This is a genomic window from Stenotrophomonas sp. YJH_SMC_19, from assembly GCF_059367915.1.
Window position 1 is genome coordinate 18,728 of the sequence record NZ_JCAFRI010000033.1, and the last position, 18,238, is coordinate 36,965.

The 18,238-nt window shown below is 63.6% G+C and carries 12 protein-coding genes; 8 read left to right on the forward strand and 4 right to left on the reverse strand.

The window, feature by feature from the left end; genetic code table 11:
- Positions 1 to 29: 29 nt before the first annotated feature.
- Complete coding sequence (gene greB / locus AC5P5R_RS21190; RefSeq protein WP_100438781.1) at positions 30 to 536, forward strand: transcription elongation factor GreB; 507 nt, start codon at positions 30 to 32, stop codon at positions 534 to 536.
- Between the two features lie 157 nt (positions 537 to 693).
- Here greB and AC5P5R_RS21195 read toward each other — a convergent pair whose 3' ends face one another.
- The gene (locus AC5P5R_RS21195) at positions 694 to 1,530 is read right to left on the reverse strand and encodes a DUF3025 domain-containing protein (RefSeq protein WP_100438782.1); all 837 of its coding nucleotides are present in this window, start codon (positions 1,528 to 1,530) and stop codon (positions 694 to 696) included.
- Positions 1,527 to 2,888, reverse strand: a complete 1,362-nt coding sequence (gene rimO / locus AC5P5R_RS21200) for a 30S ribosomal protein S12 methylthiotransferase RimO (RefSeq protein WP_076739738.1) — start codon at positions 2,886 to 2,888, stop codon at positions 1,527 to 1,529. The genes AC5P5R_RS21195 and rimO overlap by 4 nt, the downstream gene beginning before the upstream one ends.
- A gap of 204 nt (positions 2,889 to 3,092) precedes the next feature.
- On the opposite strand from rimO, the gene AC5P5R_RS21205 reads away from it, so the two are divergent.
- From AC5P5R_RS21205 to AC5P5R_RS21215, 3 genes are read left to right on the forward strand one after another with little or no spacing between them, the layout of a single operon-like run.
- Positions 3,093 to 3,764 (forward strand): dienelactone hydrolase family protein, encoded by a 672-nt coding sequence (locus AC5P5R_RS21205; RefSeq protein ID WP_005410496.1) that lies wholly within the window; start codon positions 3,093 to 3,095, stop codon positions 3,762 to 3,764.
- On the forward strand, positions 3,761 to 4,183 hold the full coding sequence (locus AC5P5R_RS21210; RefSeq protein WP_005410497.1) for an HIT domain-containing protein: 423 nt from the start codon (positions 3,761 to 3,763) through the stop codon (positions 4,181 to 4,183). The genes AC5P5R_RS21205 and AC5P5R_RS21210 overlap by 4 nt, the downstream gene beginning before the upstream one ends.
- A 15-nt stretch (positions 4,184 to 4,198) precedes the next feature.
- A complete protein-coding gene (locus AC5P5R_RS21215; RefSeq protein ID WP_005410498.1) occupies positions 4,199 to 4,366 on the forward strand; it encodes a LiaI-LiaF-like domain-containing protein in 168 nt (55 codons plus the stop codon).
- Positions 4,367 to 4,472: 106 nt separating this feature from the next.
- On the opposite strand, the gene dcd is transcribed toward AC5P5R_RS21215, so the two are convergent.
- Both dcd and apbC read right to left on the reverse strand, forming a co-directional pair.
- Positions 4,473 to 5,045 (reverse strand): dCTP deaminase, encoded by a 573-nt coding sequence (gene dcd / locus AC5P5R_RS21220; RefSeq protein ID WP_005410499.1) that lies wholly within the window; start codon positions 5,043 to 5,045, stop codon positions 4,473 to 4,475.
- Positions 5,046 to 5,123: 78 nt separating this feature from the next.
- A complete protein-coding gene (gene apbC, locus AC5P5R_RS21225) occupies positions 5,124 to 5,978 on the reverse strand; it encodes an iron-sulfur cluster carrier protein ApbC (RefSeq protein WP_100438783.1) in 855 nt (284 codons plus the stop codon).
- A gap of 213 nt (positions 5,979 to 6,191) precedes the next feature.
- On the opposite strand from apbC, the gene AC5P5R_RS21230 reads away from it, so the two are divergent.
- From AC5P5R_RS21230 to AC5P5R_RS21245, 4 genes are all read left to right on the forward strand, one after another.
- Positions 6,192 to 8,999, forward strand: coding sequence for a TonB-dependent receptor plug domain-containing protein (locus tag AC5P5R_RS21230; RefSeq protein WP_005410501.1), 2,808 nt, complete (start codon positions 6,192 to 6,194; stop codon positions 8,997 to 8,999).
- A gap of 361 nt (positions 9,000 to 9,360) precedes the next feature.
- Entirely contained in the window at positions 9,361 to 12,183 is a 2,823-nt protein-coding gene (locus AC5P5R_RS21235) for a TonB-dependent receptor domain-containing protein (RefSeq protein ID WP_005410502.1), read from the forward strand.
- Between the two features lie 403 nt (positions 12,184 to 12,586).
- The gene (locus AC5P5R_RS21240) at positions 12,587 to 15,673 is read left to right on the forward strand and encodes a TonB-dependent receptor (RefSeq protein ID WP_005414103.1); all 3,087 of its coding nucleotides are present in this window, start codon (positions 12,587 to 12,589) and stop codon (positions 15,671 to 15,673) included.
- A gap of 202 nt (positions 15,674 to 15,875) precedes the next feature.
- Positions 15,876 to 17,978 (forward strand): M13 family metallopeptidase, encoded by a 2,103-nt coding sequence (locus AC5P5R_RS21245; protein ID WP_005414104.1) that lies wholly within the window; start codon positions 15,876 to 15,878, stop codon positions 17,976 to 17,978.
- The last annotated feature ends 260 nt before the right edge of the window (positions 17,979 to 18,238 follow it).

Sequence of the window (18,238 nt, forward strand, 5' to 3'; positions counted from 1 at the left end):
ATCGTCCCCCTGAAAAGAAGTCGCACCACATGTCGCGTTGGCGTCCCCCTGCAGAAAAGAGTACCGCCCTGATCACCGCCTCCGGCCACGTCCGGCTGAAGGCCGAACTGGATGACCTGTGGCGTGTGCGCCGCCCCGAGGTGGTGAAGGCACTGGCCGCGGCCGCTGCGGAAGGCGACCGTTCGGAAAACGCCGAGTACACCTATCGCAAGAAGCAGCTGGGCGAGATCGACCGTCGTGTGCGCTACCTGACCAAGCGGTTGGAATCGCTACGCGTGGTCGACACCACGCCGACCGATCCGCAGGCGGTGTTCTTCGGCGCGTGGGTGGAACTGGAGAACGTGGACAGCGGTGAGACCAGCCGCTATCGCATTGTCGGGCCGGATGAGACCGATGCTGGGCTGGGTTGGATCAGCATCGATTCCCCCCTGGCGCGTGCGCTGCTGAAGAAGCGGCTGGATGATGAATTTTCGGTGGAACTGCCCGGCGGCCAGTTCACCTTCGCGGTGATCAGCGTGGAATACGAACCGCTGTAGCGTCGACTGTCAGTCGACTACCGCGCCAAGCGCGGCACAAACCTCCGCAGCCGGACGGTGAACGCACCGCGCTCCTCATCGCGGTTGATGACTCGCCGAAGCCATCTGTCGGGCGTTCACGGCCTCGGAACGAAGATCAGTCGACTGACAGTCGACTCTACATAGCCCTGTGCAACGGCGGCGGGTACTGGCGGCCGGCACGCAGCGGGCGGAAGTACGCGGCATCTGCATAGAAGGCGGCATCCTGTCCCTGGTGCCAGCCCGGGATTCCCGCCAGCGGCAGCGGACGCAACTGCAGGGGATCGGTCACTGCCCTGCCCTCGGCGATGGCCGTGGTCACTGCGTCAACGCAGGCATCATCGACTTCACCGTGCACCACCACGCACTTGCCGACCAGCAGGCGCCCCGGTAGCAGCGCCTGCTCCATCAACGCGTGCCCGAATATCGCAGCGATAGCGATGTCACCACTCTGCCAGCGCGCAGGCTCGAACAACGCCGGCCAATCATGCACGTCCCATGCGGCCAACACGTCCTCATCGCGCACACGCACGATCACACCGGTTTCGTCGAACTGGGTCAGCGCGGCCTGCGCGCGATTGCGCTGGCCCGGCGGCATGGATGCGATATGCCTGCACTGCTGCACATTGAGCACCTGCTTGAGCTGCGGGTAACGGGCCCACACCAGTGCATTGAACAGGTCATGCCAGTTGTCGGCGCGGGTGGCAATGCGCCCCTGTGCGATTCGGGCTTCGTAGTGCAGGCCGTCGGCCAGCAGCGCGGCATCCTGCTCGACCAGGTGCTTGCCGGGCAGCGTGAGGCGTGCCTCGAGCGCTGCAATGGACGGCCACTCAGGGCTGACCAGCAGGTCATGGACGTCGCGCAACCCGGCAAACACCGGGTGCGCGAACACCTGCGGATCGACCGCCGCACGCGGCGGCGGCACGAAGCGGCGGACACCGCTGCCGTCACCGGCGGCGGTCGTCGCCGCGGTCACAGCATCTTGAGATCGAATACCGGGCGGGTAGCGGCCGGCAGCGCATCACCGTACAGGTCGTGCTCATCGCTCTCGGTGATTTCCACGTCGACGAACTCACCCACGCGCAGCGGCACCTGGTCGGCGTTCTGGATATGCACCAGGCCGTCGATCTCCGGCGCATCGGCCTTGGAACGGGCCACGGCGATATCACCTTCGATGGCATCGACCAGGCACTGCTGCACGGTACCGATCTTGGCTTCCAGGCGCGCGGCGGAAATCTGCGCCTGCTTCTCCATGAAACGGGCCAGGCGTTCCTGCTTCACTTCTTCCGGCACCGCATCGGGCAGGTCGTTGGCGGTGGCACCTTCGACCGGTGAGTAGGCAAACGCACCGACGCGATCCAGCTGTGCCTCGTCCAGGAACGACAGCAGTTCTTCGAACTCGGCCTCGGTCTCGCCCGGGAAGCCGACGATGAAAGTCGAACGCACGGTGATGTCCGGCGCGATGCGGCGCCAGTTCTGCACACGCTCCAGGGTCTTCTCGACCGCACCCGGACGCTTCATCAGGCGCAGGATGCGCGGGCTGGCATGCTGGAACGGAATGTCCAGGTACGGCAGGATGCGGTTCTCGGCCATCAGCGGCACCACCTCGTCCACGTGCGGGTACGGGTAGACGTAGTGCATGCGAACCCACGCATCCAGCTCGGACAGGCCTTCGCACAGTGCCTTCAGGCGGGTCTGGTAGGCCTTGTTGCGCCACATCTTCTCGGCGTACTTCACGTCCACGCCATAGGCCGAGGTGTCCTGCGACACCACCAGCAGCTCGCGCACGCCACCACGCACCAGGCGCTCGGCCTCACGCAGCACCTCGTCGACCGGGCGCGAGACCAGCTTGCCGCGCATCGACGGGATGATGCAGAAGCTGCACTTGTGGTTGCAGCCTTCGGAAATCTTCAGGTAGGCATAGTGGCGCGGGGTCAGCTTGATGCCGTAGTCAGGCACCAGGTCCACGAACGGATCGTGCTTGGGCGGCAGTGCTTCATGCACCGCTTCCATCACGCTGTGGTAGTCCTGCGGGCCGGACACCGCCAGCACGTTCGGATACGCCTCGCGGATCTGCTCCGGGCGCTTGCCCAGGCAGCCGGTGACGATGACCTTGCCGTTCTGGTTCATCGCCTCGCCAATCGCGTCCAGCGACTCGGTCACCGCCGAATCGATGAAGCCGCAGGTGTTGACCACCACCACGTCGGCCGAATCGTAGGACGGGACGATGTCGTAACCTTCCGAGCGGAGCTGGGTGAGGATGCGCTCGGAATCGACAAGGGCCTTCGGGCAGCCAAGGCTGACGAAGCCGACTTTGGGGTTCAGCTGGGACATGGAATCGCGGGACTCTGGGGGCCTGGGCCCCTGCCGGCATGGCAGGGGGTCCTGGGGGCCGGGGCCTGAAAGGGCGCCAGTATACCGGGGTTGGCGGCCGGGCTCTGAATGGCCAGCCGCCCGATCGCGCACAGCCGCTGACACCGCGCTAACCCGCGCAGCACCGACAATGCAGTCCTGTCCCTGCAACGAGAGTAGATGACGATGGCCGAGTGGATCACCCTGGATACGCACCACGGCGCGGTACGGGCCTGGCAGGCACTCCCCGAGGGCACCGCGCGAGGCGGGCTGGTGGTGGTGCAGGAAATCTTCGGCGCCAACCCGCACATCCGCGGCGTGGCCGAACGCTTCGCCGCCGAGGGCTATGCGGTGCTGGCACCGTCGTTCTTTGACCTGGTCGATGGCCCCGATGCCGACCCGGATGCCCTGCCCTACGACGCCGACGGCGTGAAGCAGGGCTTGGAACGGGTCAGCGCGCTGGGCATGGAGAAGGCGCTGGAAGTGGTCCGCGCGGCGGCCACCCGGCTGGCCCCCTACGGCAAGGTCGGCACCGTCGGCTACTGCTGGGGCGGTACGGTAGCGATGCTGTCCGCAGTGCGCCTGGGCCTGCCCTCTGTCAGCTACTACGGCGCGCGCAACGTCCAGTTCCTCGATGAGACGCCGAAGGCGCCGGTGATCTTCCACTTCGGCGCCCAGGACCGCAGCATCCCGCCGGAAGCGGTCCAGGCCCATCGCGAGAAGCTGCCGCAGATGGCCACCTTCGTCTATCCGGCCGACCACGCCTTCAACCGGGAGGTCGGACATGCGTATGATCCAGACAGCGCCGCCCTGGCGCTGCAACGCACCCTGGACTTCTTCTCGGAGCATCTTGGATGAGCGAATTCGAACTCGATTCACGCCTGGCCACCGATAGCGTGCTGGTGGCCGAAGGACCGTTGTCGCAAGTGCGGCTGATGAACGACGAACGATTCCCGTGGCTGGTACTGGTACCGCGCCTGGCCGGGGTCACCGAGTGGATCGAGCTGGACGGCGAGCAGCAGGACAAGCTGCGCACCGAGCTCAACCGCGCCTGCAAGGCCCTGAAGGGCGCCGACGGGGTGGAGAAGATCAACATCGGCGCGTTGGGCAACATCGTGCGCCAGCTGCACTTCCACGTGATCGGCCGCCATGACGGTGATCCGGCCTGGCCGGGCCCGGTCTGGGGCAGCGGTCCCGCGCACCGCTACGAAGCGGCCGCACTGGACCAGCATGTCGCCTACTGGAAGGAACGGCTAGGATATCCGGCCCACACCTGAGCCTTCGCCGACCCGATGCGATTCAACCTCGTTGCCGCCATCCTGCTGATCCTGATCGGCCTGTTCATGCTCGCCAGCAACCTCGGCTGGACGCACCTGAACCTGTCCAAGCTGCTGCTGACCTGGTGGCCGGTGGCGCTGGTGGGTGTCGGGATCGCGATGCTGTTCGGGCGCGGAAAATAACGAAGGCGGCGCATTGCGCCGCCCTCGTTCATGCAGAGCCGAGCCATGCTCGGCTGCCCCGCCTTGAAGCCGAGCATGGCTCGGCTCCACAAACCGCCTGCAATCTTCAGGTCCGCGGCAGGGTCACACCGGTCTGGCCCTGGTACTTGCCGCCACGATCGCGGTACGACGTCTCGCAGATGTCATCGGCCGCGGCCTGGAAGAACAGCATCTGTGCAACGCCTTCGTTGGCGTAGATGCGCGCCGGCAGCGGCGTGGTGTTGCTGAATTCCAGGGTGACGTGGCCTTCCCATTCCGGCTCCAGCGGCGTCACGTTGACGATGATGCCGCAGCGCGCATAGGTGCTCTTGCCCAGGCACACCACCAGGGTGTCGCGGGGGATGCGGAAGTACTCGACGGTACGCGCCAGCGCGAAGCTGTTCGGCGGAATGATGCACTCGTCGGCGGTGATGTCGACGAAGCTGCCCGAGTCGAAATGCTTGGGATCGACGATGGTCGAGTTGATGTTGGTGAACACCTTGAACTCGCGCGAGCAGCGCACGTCGTAGCCATAGCTGGACGTGCCGTAGCTGACGATGCGCTCGCCGTTGGCCTGCTTGACCTGCCCTGCCTCGAACGGCTCGATCATGCCGTGCTGCTCGGACATGCGGCGGATCCAACGGTCACTCTTGATGCTCATGCTTTGTCCTGGGGGATACGAGGGGCGCGAGGATTCTAGCAGGGGGCCGGGCATCGCCGACGGACCCGGCCGAGGTGCTTACAGCAGCGAAGACAGGATCGGAATCGACGCCCGCGGGCGCTTGCCCACTTCCTCGATCAGGCGCTGCGCGGCATGGCGGTAGGCCTGCGCCGGCACCGAATCGGGCTGCGCCACGGTGATCGGGGTACCGCTATCGCCCTGCTCGCGGATGCCGATCTGCAGCGGCAGCGATCCCAGCAGCGGCACGCCGTACTGCGCGGCCATGCCCTCGCCACCGCCCTCGCCGAACAGATGCTCGACATGCCCGCAGTTGCTGCAGGTGTGCACGGCCATGTTCTCGACAATGCCCAGCACCGGCACCTCGACCTTCTCGAACATCTTCAGCGCCTTCTTCGCATCCAGCGTGGCGATGTCCTGCGGCGTGGTGACGATCACCGCACCGGCCAGCGGGATCTTCTGGGTCAGAGTCAGCTGGATGTCGCCGGTGCCCGGCGGCAGGTCGATCAGCAGGAAATCCAGGTCATCCCACAGCGTGTCGTTGAACAGCTGGGTCATTGCCGAGGTGGCCATCGGACCGCGCCAGATCATCGGCGTGTCCTCTTCGATCAGGTAACCGATCGACATCGTGTCCACGCCGAACGCGCGCAGGGGCTCGATGCTCTTGTTGTCGGGACTTTCCGGCCGCCCGGACAAGCCCAGCATGGCGGGCACGCTGGGGCCGTAGATGTCCGCGTCCAGCACGCCGACACGTGCGCCCAGCTGCTGCAGCGCCACGGCCAGATTGACCGCGGTGGTCGACTTGCCCACGCCGCCCTTGCCGGAGCCGACCGCGATGACATTGCGGATGCGGGCATGTGGCGTCAGTCCCTTCTGGACCTGGCTGGCATGGGGGCGGCGGGGGGAACTGTTCACAACGGGCACCAGCTGTATCAGGGGGAATAACCCAACATCATACAAGCTGGACGTAGCCTGACTGAAATTCAGGATTGCTACAGATTCGTGCACAGATTGTTAAGTTCATGTTACGTTCCTGAAGCACTGTTTTGGGCTGCGGAGCTGGTTTCCAGCGCGCACGATGGCGCATGCGCAGTGCCGATTTTTGTTTTTGCTCTCTATTGGAACTACATGAAATACGCAAGCAACACCGCACGTCGCAACACGCTCGCCGTCGCCCTGATTTCCGCCCTGATGGCCGCCGCCCCGGCAATGGCCCAGGACAAGGCGACCAACCTGGACAAGATCACCGTCACCGGTTCGCTGATCCCGCAGACCCAGGTTGAAACCCAGACCCCGGTGATGTCCATCACCGCCGAAGACATCCAGACCCGCGGCTTCAGCAGCGTTGCTGAAGTGCTGCAGCAGTCCTCGCTGACCACCGGCGGCCTGCAGGGTGGCCAGACCTCGGGTTCGTTCACCCAGGGCGCTGAAGCAGCCGGCATGTTCGGCCTGAACCCGGGTTACACCAAGTACCTGATCAACGGCCGCCCGATGCTCTCGTATCCGGCGCTGTACAACGGTAGCGACACCTTCAACAACATCAGCGGCATTCCGATCGACATCGTCGAGCGCATCGAAGTGCTGCCCGGTGGCCAGTCCTCGCTGTACGGCTCGGACGCGATCGCCGGTGTGGTCAACATCATCCTGAAGGAGCGCATGGACGGCGGTACGATGACCGTCCGTGGCGGCACCTACACCGAAGGCGGCGGCAGCAATATCCGCTTCAGCGCAGCCAAGGGCTTCAACGCGTTCGACGACCGCTTCCACGCGCTGGTCAACGTGCAGATCGAGAACGGCAGCCCGATCTGGGGCTACCAGCGTGACATCACCAAGCAGAACAACCCGGTCGGCTACACCGCGCAGGTGCCGTCGAACGACTTCGCCGTCATCACCAATGCAGACAACAAGCTGCTGATGATGGACCCGAGCCGCTGCGCCAACGTGGCGGGCCTGTACGACGGCACCACCGTCGTCGGCAAGCGCGCGTCGGGCGAGTCCTGCGGTTCGGTGTACAGCGCCGGCTACAAGACCCTGAAGAACGGCAAGAACAGCGGCCAGTTCTACTCGTCGATGACCTTCGACGTGAACGACAACTTCCAGCTGTTCGCCGACGTGCTGTACAGCAAGGAAAAGACCGAGTTCACCTCCGGCTCCAGCGCCCTGTGGTGGGGCACGAAGTCGGTCATGGGTGGCTTCTACGACCAGGGCGCAGGCAAGGTCGTGAACCTGCAGCGCGCCTTCGCGCCGGAGGAGATCGGCGCGGGCGACTACAACAACATCCTGAACTCCGATGAGAGCCGCGCCTACCAGGTCACCCTGGGCGGCAAGGGCATGGTCGGCGACTGGGATTACAGCGCCAGCTTCACCCGTGGCGAGTACCGCCTGGACCAGAACCGCTTCGTGCGCTGGAAGGACAAGATCGAGGACTTCTTCGGCCAGACCGTGCTGGGCCCGCGCCTGGGCACCTACACGGACCCGAAGGACCCGACCGCCACGTTCGGCATCTACAACCCGAACTACGCTGCCTTCTACTCGCCGATCACCCCGGACCAGTTCGCCAGCTTCACCGGCTACGGCACCCACCGCAGCAAGACCTGGCAGAACCTGGGTCGCGTGCAGGTGACCAACGGCTCGCTGTTCAGCCTGCCGGGCGGTGACGCCGGCCTGGCCGTCGTGCTGGAAGGTGGCAGCGAAGGTTGGGACTACTCGCCGGACCAGGCCTTCGTCGACGGCAACGTGTGGGGCACCACCGCCGTCGCGGGCGCCGGCCACCGCAGCAACTACGCGGTCACCAGCGAACTGCGCATGCCGCTGCTGGAGAAGCTGACCGTCAGCGCCTCGGGCCGTTATGACGCGTTCAAGATCGCCGACAAGACCGTCGACAAGGCCACTTACAGCATCGGTCTGGAATTCCGTCCGATCGAGAGCCTGCTGCTGCGCGGCAAGTACGGCACCGCCTTCCGTGCACCGACCCTGTCCGATGCCTTCCAGGGCATGAGCGGCTCGTACTCGTCCGGCCAGAACGACTACTACCGCTGCAGCCAGCTGGGCTACGGCCTGCGTGACGAGGCCTGCTCGTTCTACAAGAACACCTCGGTGTACAGCGAAAAGTCCGGCAATCCGGACCTGAAGCCGATCACCGCCGACGTGTGGAGCGCAGGCGTGGTGTGGGCCCCGGTGAGCAACTTCTCGCTGTCGGCCGACTACTACAACTGGAAGATCAAGAACGAGGTCAAGACCCTCAGCACCGACCAGCTGCTGCTGGCCGAGTACCAGTGCCACAACGGGCTGCCGAACAACACCTCGGCCAGCTGCCAGAACGTCACCGACTGGGTGTCGCGCGATGCCGGCGGCAACCTGACCCGGGTGTACACGCCGAAGCTCAACGTCGCCAGCCAGAACCTGGAAGCGGTGACGGTGGCGGCCAAGTACCAGCAGGATATCGGCCGCTTCGGCTCGCTGATGTTCTCCGGCAACTACACGAACATGCTGAAGCGTGAAGTGCAGCCGATGCCGGGCGCCGCCAAGCTCGACCTGCTGAGCGATCCGTACAACATGTGGTACTACGACAACTTCGCCAAGGTCCGTGGCGATCTGTCGGTAGCCTGGAACATCGCCAAGTTCACCACCACCGTGTACGCCAACTACGTCGGCAGCACCCCGAACTACCTGGCCTACACCGGCCGCAGCTACGGCTATGTCCACTCTTCCGGTGCCAAGGCCGGCAAGTGGGGTTCGTACACCACGTACAACCTGAGCATGAACTATCAGGCACAGGACGATCTGGTCCTGTCGCTGATGGTCAACAACGTGTTCAACAAGCTGCCGGAAGGCCAGCGCTACAACTACCCGGGCAACGAATCGACCCCGTTCAATGACGGCTTCTACAGCGTCTACGGCCGCCAGATCTCGGCCCAGGTCAAGTACAACTTCTGATCCCGTCGTTTCCCGGACTTCGTGTCTGGATCAGGCCCCGCTTCGGCGGGGCCTTTTTTTTCCTTCTATGCGGCATGGGGAAAGCCCACGACGTATCGATTGTTAATGTCAGTTGAATTTATCAAATATTCATTTTCCCTGCTTTCCGATAATCCGGAAAACGGCAGAAATGCCTGTGGAGAAGGGGCTTTTCACGAAGCGCGCAACCGTCCGTCACCGACCGTTACAGAACTGCGCAAGGCACGTTAAGCGTGTGTTACGTTGACGCCACGCCGCTAAACCGCATAGGCAAAGCAGCTGAACAGAATCGAAATCCCAGGAAAGGGATACACGCGTCATCACGATCACACGGAGTAATCGCATGTCTCGTCGTCGCTTCGCATTCTCGCACCACCCGCTCACCCACGCCGTCGCCTGCGGCTTGTTGCTGGCCGGCAGCAGCGCCACCGTACTCGCCCAGGACAGCAGCAAGGCCGCGACCAACCTCGACCGGGTCACGGTCACCGGCTCGCTGATCCCGCAGACGCAGATCGAAAACCAGACGCCGGTGCTGACCATCAGCGCCGAGGCGATTCAGGCGCGCGGTTTCTCCAGCGTTGCCGAAGTGTTGCAGCAGTCCTCGTTGACCACCGGCGGCCTGCAAGGCGGCCAGACCTCAGCATCCTTCACCCAGGGTGCTGAAGCGGCTGGCATGTTCGGCTTGAACCCGGGCTACACCAAGTACCTGATCAACGGCCGCCCGATGCTCTCGTATCCGGCGCTGTACAACGGCAGCGACGCGTTCAACAACATCAGCGGCATCCCCATCGACATCGTCGACCGCATCGAGGTGCTGCCCGGTGGCCAGTCATCCCTGTACGGTTCGGACGCGATCGCCGGCGTGGTCAACATCATCCTCAAGGAACGCATGGACGGCGGCACGCTGAACGTGCGCGGCGGCGCCTATTCCGATGGCGGTGGCGCCAGCTTCCGCGTGAGCGGCGCCAATGGCTTCAACAGCAAGGACGATCGCTTCCGCGCCCTGGTCAATGTGCAGTATGAAAAGACCAACCCGATCTGGGGTTACCAGCGCGACATCACCAAGCAGAACAATCCGCATGGCTACACGCGCCAGCTGCCCTCGAACGACTTCCTGGTCTTCGACGCGGATACCAATGATTTCCTGATGATGGATCCGAACAACTGCGCCGGCGTTTCCGGCCAGTTCGGCGGCACCACCATCCTCGGTACGCGCCGCGCTGGACAATCCTGCGGCTCCGCGTTCGGTGCGGGTTACAAGACGATCAAGAACAGCAAGGAAAGCAGCCAGTTCTATTCGTCGCTGACCTACGATGTGAATGACAACCTGCAGCTGTTCGGCGATGTCCTCTACAGCTACGAAACCGTCAAGTACAACACCGGTGCCGGCTACAACTACTGGGGCACGGACATCAGCATGGGTCCGTTCTTCGATCAGTCCAGTGGTCGCTATCTGGGGCTGCAACGCGTGTTCGCACCCGAAGACATCGGCGGCATCGGCTACCGCGACATCATGAATACCGACCGCAGCAAGTCCTATCAGGTCACGCTCGGTGCACGCGGCGCGATCGGCAGCAACTGGGACTACGAGGCCAGCGTCACCCGCGGCGAGTACAAGCTCAACGAGCGTGGCTATGCACGCTGGAACGACCCGATCAACAACTGGTTTGCCGACAACGTGCTGGGACCGGTGCTGGGCCAGACCGACGACGGCTACAACATCTACAACCCGAACTGGGGCGCTTTCTATTCCCAGCTGCCGCAAGGGGCCTTCCAGAGCTTCACCGGCTTCACCACCAGCCGCAGCCGCACCTGGCAGACCCAGACCCGCGCGCAGATCACCAACAGCTCGCTGTTCAAGCTGCCCGGTGGCGACGCCGGCTTTGCCGCCGTGGTTGAAGGCGGCAGCGAAGGGTGGAACTACACGCCGGACGTGCGCCTGACCGACGGCACGGTGTTCGGTACCACCTCGGTGGCGGGCAACGGCCATCGCAGCAACTACGCTGTCACCAGCGAACTGCGTCTGCCGTTGCATGACATGCTGACGGTCACCGCTTCCGGCCGCTACGACAACTTCAAGATCGCCGGCCATACCGTAGACAAGCCCACCTACAGCATCGGCCTCGAGTTCCGCCCCTTCGAAAGCCTGCTGGTCCGCGGCAAGTACGGCACCGCGTTCCGCGCCCCGTCCCTGCCCGATGCCTTCCAGGGCAAGAGCGGCTACTACGCCAATGGGTCCAAGGATTACTACCGCTGTGGCCAGCTCGGGTTCGATCCGTCCAACACGGTCGACTGCCGCTACGGCAGCGTGTCGGTGTTCGGCACCCAGTCGGGCAATCCGGAGCTGAAGCCGATTACCGCCGATGTGTGGAACGCGGGCCTGGTGTGGGCGCCGATCAACAACCTGTCGGTGTCCCTGGACTACTACAACTGGAAGATCAAGAACGAGGTCAACACCCTCAGCTCCGACCAGTTGCTGCTGGCCGAGTACTACTGCCGCAACGGCCTGACCAACACCGCCGGCGCCACCTGCGAGGAAGTGGCCAACTGGGTCACCCGTGATGCCACCGGCGCGCTGGAGGAGATCTACACGCCGAAGCTGAACGTGGCACGGCAGAACCTCGAGGCGGTCACTGCCAGCTTCAAGTACGTGCAGGACATCGGTCGCTTCGGTTCGCTGCAGTTCTCCAGCAACTACACCAACATGCTCAAGCGTGAACTGCAGCCGCAGCTCAACGACCCGTTCCTGGATCTGCTGGGCAACCCGTACGCAATGTGGGTGTACGACTCCTACGCCAAGGTCCGGGCTGACGGCTCGATCGGCTGGGCGATCGACAAGTTCACCACCACGCTGTACTTCAATTACATCGGCCGCACGCCGAACTACCTGTCCTACCTGGGCCGTGGCTATGACTATGTCGATCCGACGTCCGGCTACAAGGCTGGCAAGTGGGGCTCTTACACGACGTACAACCTGAGCGTGAACTACCGCGCGATGGACAACCTGACGTTCTCGCTGATGGTCAACAACCTGTTCAACAAGGTGCCGGACAACCAGCAGCACTCCTACGCGGGCAACATCGACGTGCCGTACAACAACTCGCTCTACAACGCCTACGGGCGCGCTATCTACGTCCAGGCCCAGTACGACTTCGGCAGGAAGTAAGCACAGCCAAACACACATGGAAGCAGAGGCCCCGCTCCGGCGGGGCTTTTTTTTGCCTGCGTGGGTCTTCCACCGCTTCTCTCCGGATGCTGCGCGTCGGTGACCATCCTTGATCGTTCGCGGCTGGATTCATGAATGTCAGAAAAATATGACAATTCCACCTCATGCAGCGATCGCGCCGCCCATCACATGAAAATGATTTTAGCCTTATTTTCGCCGAAATTAACTTCACGATGACGCACTTTATCAACCCGTGGCTTTTCCAAACCTTTTCACCTAAAAAATTTCATTCAGGATTCATTGCATTTTTGTTCACGAGGCATTTATAAATGAGGCACGCCGTTTGTGACCGCGTTCCTGTTTGGCCACGAGGCGCACCCACTACACCCCGGAGAGAGTCCTGATGCAAACGAAGTTCTGGCGCCGCGCGGCGCTGGCTACCGCCCTGTCTGGTTGCCTTTTCTCGATCGCCCACGCTCAGTCCGTGACCGGTTACATCTACGGCCAGGCGCCGGCCGGCGCGGGTTCGAGCGTGGTTGTCCGCAACCTGGGGACCGGCGCCACGCGCACCCTGCCGGTTGATGCCAATGGTCGTTACCGCGTGTCCGACCTGCCCAACGGCCGCTACTCGGTGGAACTGCGCCGTGACGGCGCCACGGTCACGACACAGAATGACGTGGCGGTCAACATCGCCTCCGGCACCGAGGTTTCCTTCGCCGGCGGCAAGGCGACTGATCTGGACGGCATCGTGGTGCGCGCCGCGTCGATGGCATCGATCGACGTTTCGCAGGTCGATACCCGGACCGTCTTCAGCTACGAAGACCTGCGCAGCCTTCCGCTGCCGCGCGACATCACTGCTGTTGCCCTGCTGGCACCCGGTGCGATCGCCAGCAACAGCTACAGCGGCGTACCCAGCTTCGGCGGTTCTGCTGCGTCGGAGAATGCCTATTACATCAACGGCTTTGCGGTAACCAACCCGCTGACCAGCATCGGCTCGACCACACTGCCCTTTGAGGCCATCGCCCAGGAACAGGTCCTCACCGGCGGCTATGGCGCGGACTTTGGGCGCTCCACCGGTGGCGTGGTCAACATCGTGACCCGTCGCGGCACCAACGAATGGAAGGCCGGTGCGTACGAGATCTGGAGCCCGGAATCGCTGCGCGCATCTCCGCGCAACATGTATTACGCCAACACCGGCCACTTCACCGCCAATGATCCGCGCGGCGCGGCTTACCAGACCGATGGCAAGCTGTATCAGTACCGCAACAAGAACAACTCCTGGCAGAACACCACCGGTGCCTATGTCGGCGGCCCGATCGTCCAGGACAAGCTGTTCTTCTTCGTCAACGGCGAGTTCACCAAGACTGACGGCACCAGCGCCCGCTACGCGACCAACACCAGCCCGGCCAACCTGACCCGCGGTTGGAACGAGTACACCTATGAATATCCGCGCTGGACGGCGAAGATCGACTGGAACATCACCGACAACCACGTCATCGAGCTGACAGGTGTGTCTGACGTTACCAAGTACGACGCCGAGTACTACTCGTTCGACTACAACAAGTTCACACATGGCGACGTGCAGACCGGCGGCATCAGCACCAAGGAAGACTCCAAACTCTACATCGGCAAGTACACCGGCTACCTGACCGACAACCTGACCCTGTCGGCGCTGTACGGTCGCCAGAAGATCGAACACTCGCAGGGCCTGTACAACTACGACGCAAGCTGCCCATACATCAGTGCCGGAACCACTGCACGCGTGCCGGGCCTGAACTACAGCGGCTGCCAGAGCACGACCTCGCTGGTCAACGCCGACGGCGCCTTCGACGAGACCAAGGGCGGGCGTATCGACCTGACCTGGCGTCTGGGCAACCATGAACTCCGCTTCGGCTTCGACCGCCAGGATGCAGAGTCGCTGACCGGCACCGAGTATCCGGGTGGCTACGGCTGGATCTATCGTCGCTCCACCAACCCGAACACCCCGATCGATGCATCGCACGGCGTGAGCTCGGCAGCTTCCGGTGGCGGCCTGGGCGCACAGGGCTACTACGTCTATCGCCTGTACAGCACCAAGCTGGCACAGCCGAAGACCGAGCAGGCCTCGCAGTACATCGAAGACCGCTGGCAGGTTTCGGACAACGTTTTGCTATCGCTGGGTCTGCGCAACGAACAGTTCACCAACTACACCGGCACGGGCGAGAAGTATGCGAGCCAGAAGACGCAGCTGGCACCGCGTCTGGGCGTGGCCTGGGACGTTCATGGCGACTCGTCGCTGAAGTTGTTCGCCAATGCCGGTCGCTACCACCTGGCCATGCCGAACAACGTGGCAGTGCGTGCAGCCTCCGGCTCGCTCAACACCAACGAGTACTTCACGTACACCGGCGTCGATCCGACCACCGGTGCACCGACGGGGCTCAATTCCATTCCGGTCGATGCCTCGAAGGGGTACCTGTGCCCGGGCACCAACGCTGTCGCCAGCAACCTGGAATGCGGCAGTGCGCCGAATCCGCGCACCTTGGCCGCAGTGGACATGAAGTCGCACTACCAGGACGAGTACATCATTGGCATGGAGCAGCAGCTTGCGGCTGATACCGTCTGGGGCGCGAAGTTCACCTACCGCGAACTGAAGAGCGCGATCGACGACACCTGCACCCCCGCGCTGGGCGGCGCATGCTTCCTGTTCAACCCCGGCGTGGGCAACACCTTCTGGGAAGAGCAGGCCGATGGCAGCTACGAGAAGGTGCACTATTCGGCAGCTGACCTTGGCCTGCCCAAGCTCAAGCGCAAGTACTACGCGCTGGACCTGTTCCTGGAGAAGCGTACGGACAACTGGTACGGCAAGGTCATGTACACCTTCAGCCGCAACTACGGCAATACCGAAGGCCAGCTGAACTCCGACCTGGATACCGGTACCGGTGGCCAGGAAGATGTGTCGGTCACCCAGGACTGGGATCTGCCGCAGCTGATGCAGGGCGCCAATGGGCTGTTGCCGAACCACCGTGGCCATGTGCTCAAGGCGTTCGGCTACATGAAGCTGACCCCCGAGTGGCGCGTGGGTGGCAGCCTGACCGTTGCCGAAGGTCGTCCGAACAACTGCACCAGCATGTACCCGACCCCAGACAAGGGCCTCTACGATGGCTCCTACTATTGGTACTGCGGCCTGCCGGGCAGCGGCACCACACCGGGCACGGCCGGTTACGTGCCGCCGTCGGCGGACTACGGTTCTTCGCCGCGCGGTTCGCACGGCAAGGCGCCGTGGCAGTTCAACCTGGGGCTGAATGTCGCATACACGCCGGATTGGGCGAAGGGCCTGACCCTGCAGGCCGATGTGATCAACCTGCTGAATCGCCAGGTGGCTGGCAGCACGTACTCGCGTTACGCCGCCTCGCCGTACCGCGGCGCAGCGGACTACAACCCGGAGTACGGTCGTGACCTGAACTACTCGACCCCGCGCTACTTCCGCTTCACTGCCCGATACGATTTCTGATCATCCGGCAGCATCGTTGACCCGGAGGGCCCGTGCGATCCGCACGGGCCCTTCTTTTTTCCTTTCGTGGCGCGTCGCCGTCGGCCCCTTGCGCCCGGCCATGACCTTCGACACCCTTGCAGGGCAGGCCGGCGGCGTATCGTTCGGCCCACGGCCGTCCCTGCGGCCCTTCCCTGACTCACTCGGCCTGGAGGCCATCAAAGTGACCCGTACTCCCAAGATCGTGCTGCTGACCCTGGCCGTTTCGGCCGCGCTGGTTGGCTGCGGCAAGAACGAAACCCCGGCCAAGGATGCCACCGCCTCCACGCCGGCTGCCGCCGAAGCCACCCAGTACACCCTGGACGAGAGCAAGCTGCCCGCCTACAACGCCTTCCAGCCCAGCGACCTCGATACCAGCAAGGACGCCTGTGGCGCCTTCGGCGACTACGTGAACAGCAAGTGGCTGGCCGCCAATGAAATCCCGGGCGACCGCACCAGCTGGGGCGCCTTCACCATCCTCGACGAGCGTTCGGTGGCCGTGCAGCACCAGCTGGCCGAACAGGTCGCGCAGGTGAAGACCCCGAACCACATCGAGAAGATCGTCGGTGACCTGTGGGCCACCGGCATGGACGAGGCCAAGATCAACGCCCAGGGCATCGAGCCGCTGAAGGCCGACCTGACCGCGATCGATGGCCTGCAGGACAAGGCGGCCATCGCCAACTACCTGCGCTCCAGCGCCGCCAAGGGTGACAACGTTCTGTTCGGCTTCGGCGCCGAAGCCGACTTCAAGAACTCGGCCGTGAACATGGCCTACGCCAGCCAGGGCGGCCTGGGCCTGCCGGACAGCACCTACTACACCGATGCCAAGAACGCCGACAAACTGAAGGCCTACCAGGCGCACGTCGCCAAGGTGCTGGAGCTGTCCGGCGTCGCTGCTGCCGACGCTGCCAAGCAGGCCGAGGACGTGGTCAAGTTCGAGACCCGCCTGGCCAAGGCGTCCAAGTCGCGCGTCGAACTGTCGCGCAACGTCGAGCTGTACTACAACCCGGTCACCGTGGCCGACGCGGACAAGCTGACCCCGAACTTCAGCTGGACCGAGTTCTTCAAGTCGCAGGGCGTGGCCGCACCGGAGAAGTTCTCGCTGGCCATGCCGGCCTTCCATGAGGAAGTGAGCAAGGCGCTGGGCGACACCGATCCGTCGGTGTGGCGTGCCTACCTGCGCTTCCACACCGTGGACAGCGCCTCGCCGTACCTGGCCGATGCCTTCGTGCAGGAGAACTACGAGTTCTACGGCAAGACCCTCAACGGCCAGAAGGAGCAGAAGCCGCGCTGGAAGCGTGTGCTGGGCACCATCGAGAATGACGCCGGTGAAGCCTTCGGCCAGCTGTACGTGAAGGTGGCCTTCTCGCCGGAAGCCAAGGCGAAGATGGAAGAACTGGTGAAGAACCTGGCCGCCTCGCTGAAGGACCGCATCCAGGGCCTGAGCTGGATGAGCGATGAAACCAAGGCCAAGGCCATCGCCAAGTGGGAAACCTTCACCCCGAAGATCGGCTACCCGGACAAGTGGCGTGACTGGTCGGGCCTGCAGACCCAGCGCGACAGCTTCCTGGGCAACGTGCGCGCGGCCAACGAATTCAACTACAAGTTCAACCTGTCCAAGATCGGCAAGCCGGTGGACAAGACCGAGTGGGGCATGACCCCGCAGACGGTCAATGCCTACTACAACCCGCTGCAGAACGAGATCGTGTTCCCGGCCGCCATCCTGCAGCCGCCGTTCTTCGATCCGAAGGCCGACGACGCACTGAACTACGGCGGCATCGGCGCGGTGATCGGCCACGAAATGACCCACGGCTACGACGACCAGGGCGCACGTTTCGGGCCGACCGGCAACATGGAAGACTGGTGGACCGCCGCTGACAAGAAGAACTTCGAAGGCCTGACCGGCAAGCTGGTCAAGCAGTTCGACCAGTACAAGGTCGACGGCCAGGCGGTGAACGGCCACCTGACCCTGGGTGAGAACATCGCCGACCTGGGCGGCCTGGCTACCGCCTACGATGCCCTGCAGAAGGCCAGCGCCGGCAAGGAAGACCCGAAGGTGGACGGCTTCACCCGCGACCAGCGCTTCTTCTTCAACTGGGCCACCGTGTGGCGCACCAAGTACACCCCGGAGAACGCCAAGGTCCGCCTGGCGACCGACCCGCACGCCCCGGCGCAGTTCCGCGCCATGGGTGCGCCGTCGAACCTGCCGACCTTCGCGGCCGCGTTCCAGTGCAAGGCCGGTTCGCCGATGGCCCGCAGCGGCGACCAGCAGGTGGTGATCTGGTAAGCCACGGCTGACGCCGCGGCAGACCTGCAGAGGCCCGGGAATTCCCGGGCCTTTGTTTTTCGGGGGTGTTTTTCGTCCACGCATGGTGTGGATCCAATGATCTCGGCGCTCCCCGCTAGCTGTGATCTCTCTGTACGTTGTTCATCCGGGACATCTTTGGAAAATGGTGGTTACCACACCTCTCCAGACCCCAAAGAGCCCGGATGAACCACCATAAAAATGCCCGTTTGACCGTCCATAGTCGAGCACTTCTTATTCGC

Bases quoted from the DNA above. Each gene is read 5' to 3' on its own strand.
- greB (WP_100438781.1), top strand. From the start codon at position 30: ATGTCGCGTTGGCGTCCCCCTGCAGAAAAGAGTACCGCCCTGATCACC.
- rimO (WP_076739738.1), bottom strand. From the start codon at position 2,888: ATGTCCCAGCTGAACCCCAAAGTCGGCTTCGTCAGCCTTGGCTGCCCG.
- AC5P5R_RS21205 (WP_005410496.1), top strand. From the start codon at position 3,093: ATGGCCGAGTGGATCACCCTGGATACGCACCACGGCGCGGTACGGGCC.
- AC5P5R_RS21210 (WP_005410497.1), top strand. From the start codon at position 3,761: ATGAGCGAATTCGAACTCGATTCACGCCTGGCCACCGATAGCGTGCTG.
- AC5P5R_RS21215 (WP_005410498.1), top strand. From the start codon at position 4,199: ATGCGATTCAACCTCGTTGCCGCCATCCTGCTGATCCTGATCGGCCTG.
- dcd (WP_005410499.1), bottom strand. From the start codon at position 5,045: ATGAGCATCAAGAGTGACCGTTGGATCCGCCGCATGTCCGAGCAGCAC.
- AC5P5R_RS21230 (WP_005410501.1), top strand. From the start codon at position 6,192: ATGAAATACGCAAGCAACACCGCACGTCGCAACACGCTCGCCGTCGCC.
- AC5P5R_RS21235 (WP_005410502.1), top strand. From the start codon at position 9,361: ATGTCTCGTCGTCGCTTCGCATTCTCGCACCACCCGCTCACCCACGCC.
- AC5P5R_RS21240 (WP_005414103.1), top strand. From the start codon at position 12,587: ATGCAAACGAAGTTCTGGCGCCGCGCGGCGCTGGCTACCGCCCTGTCT.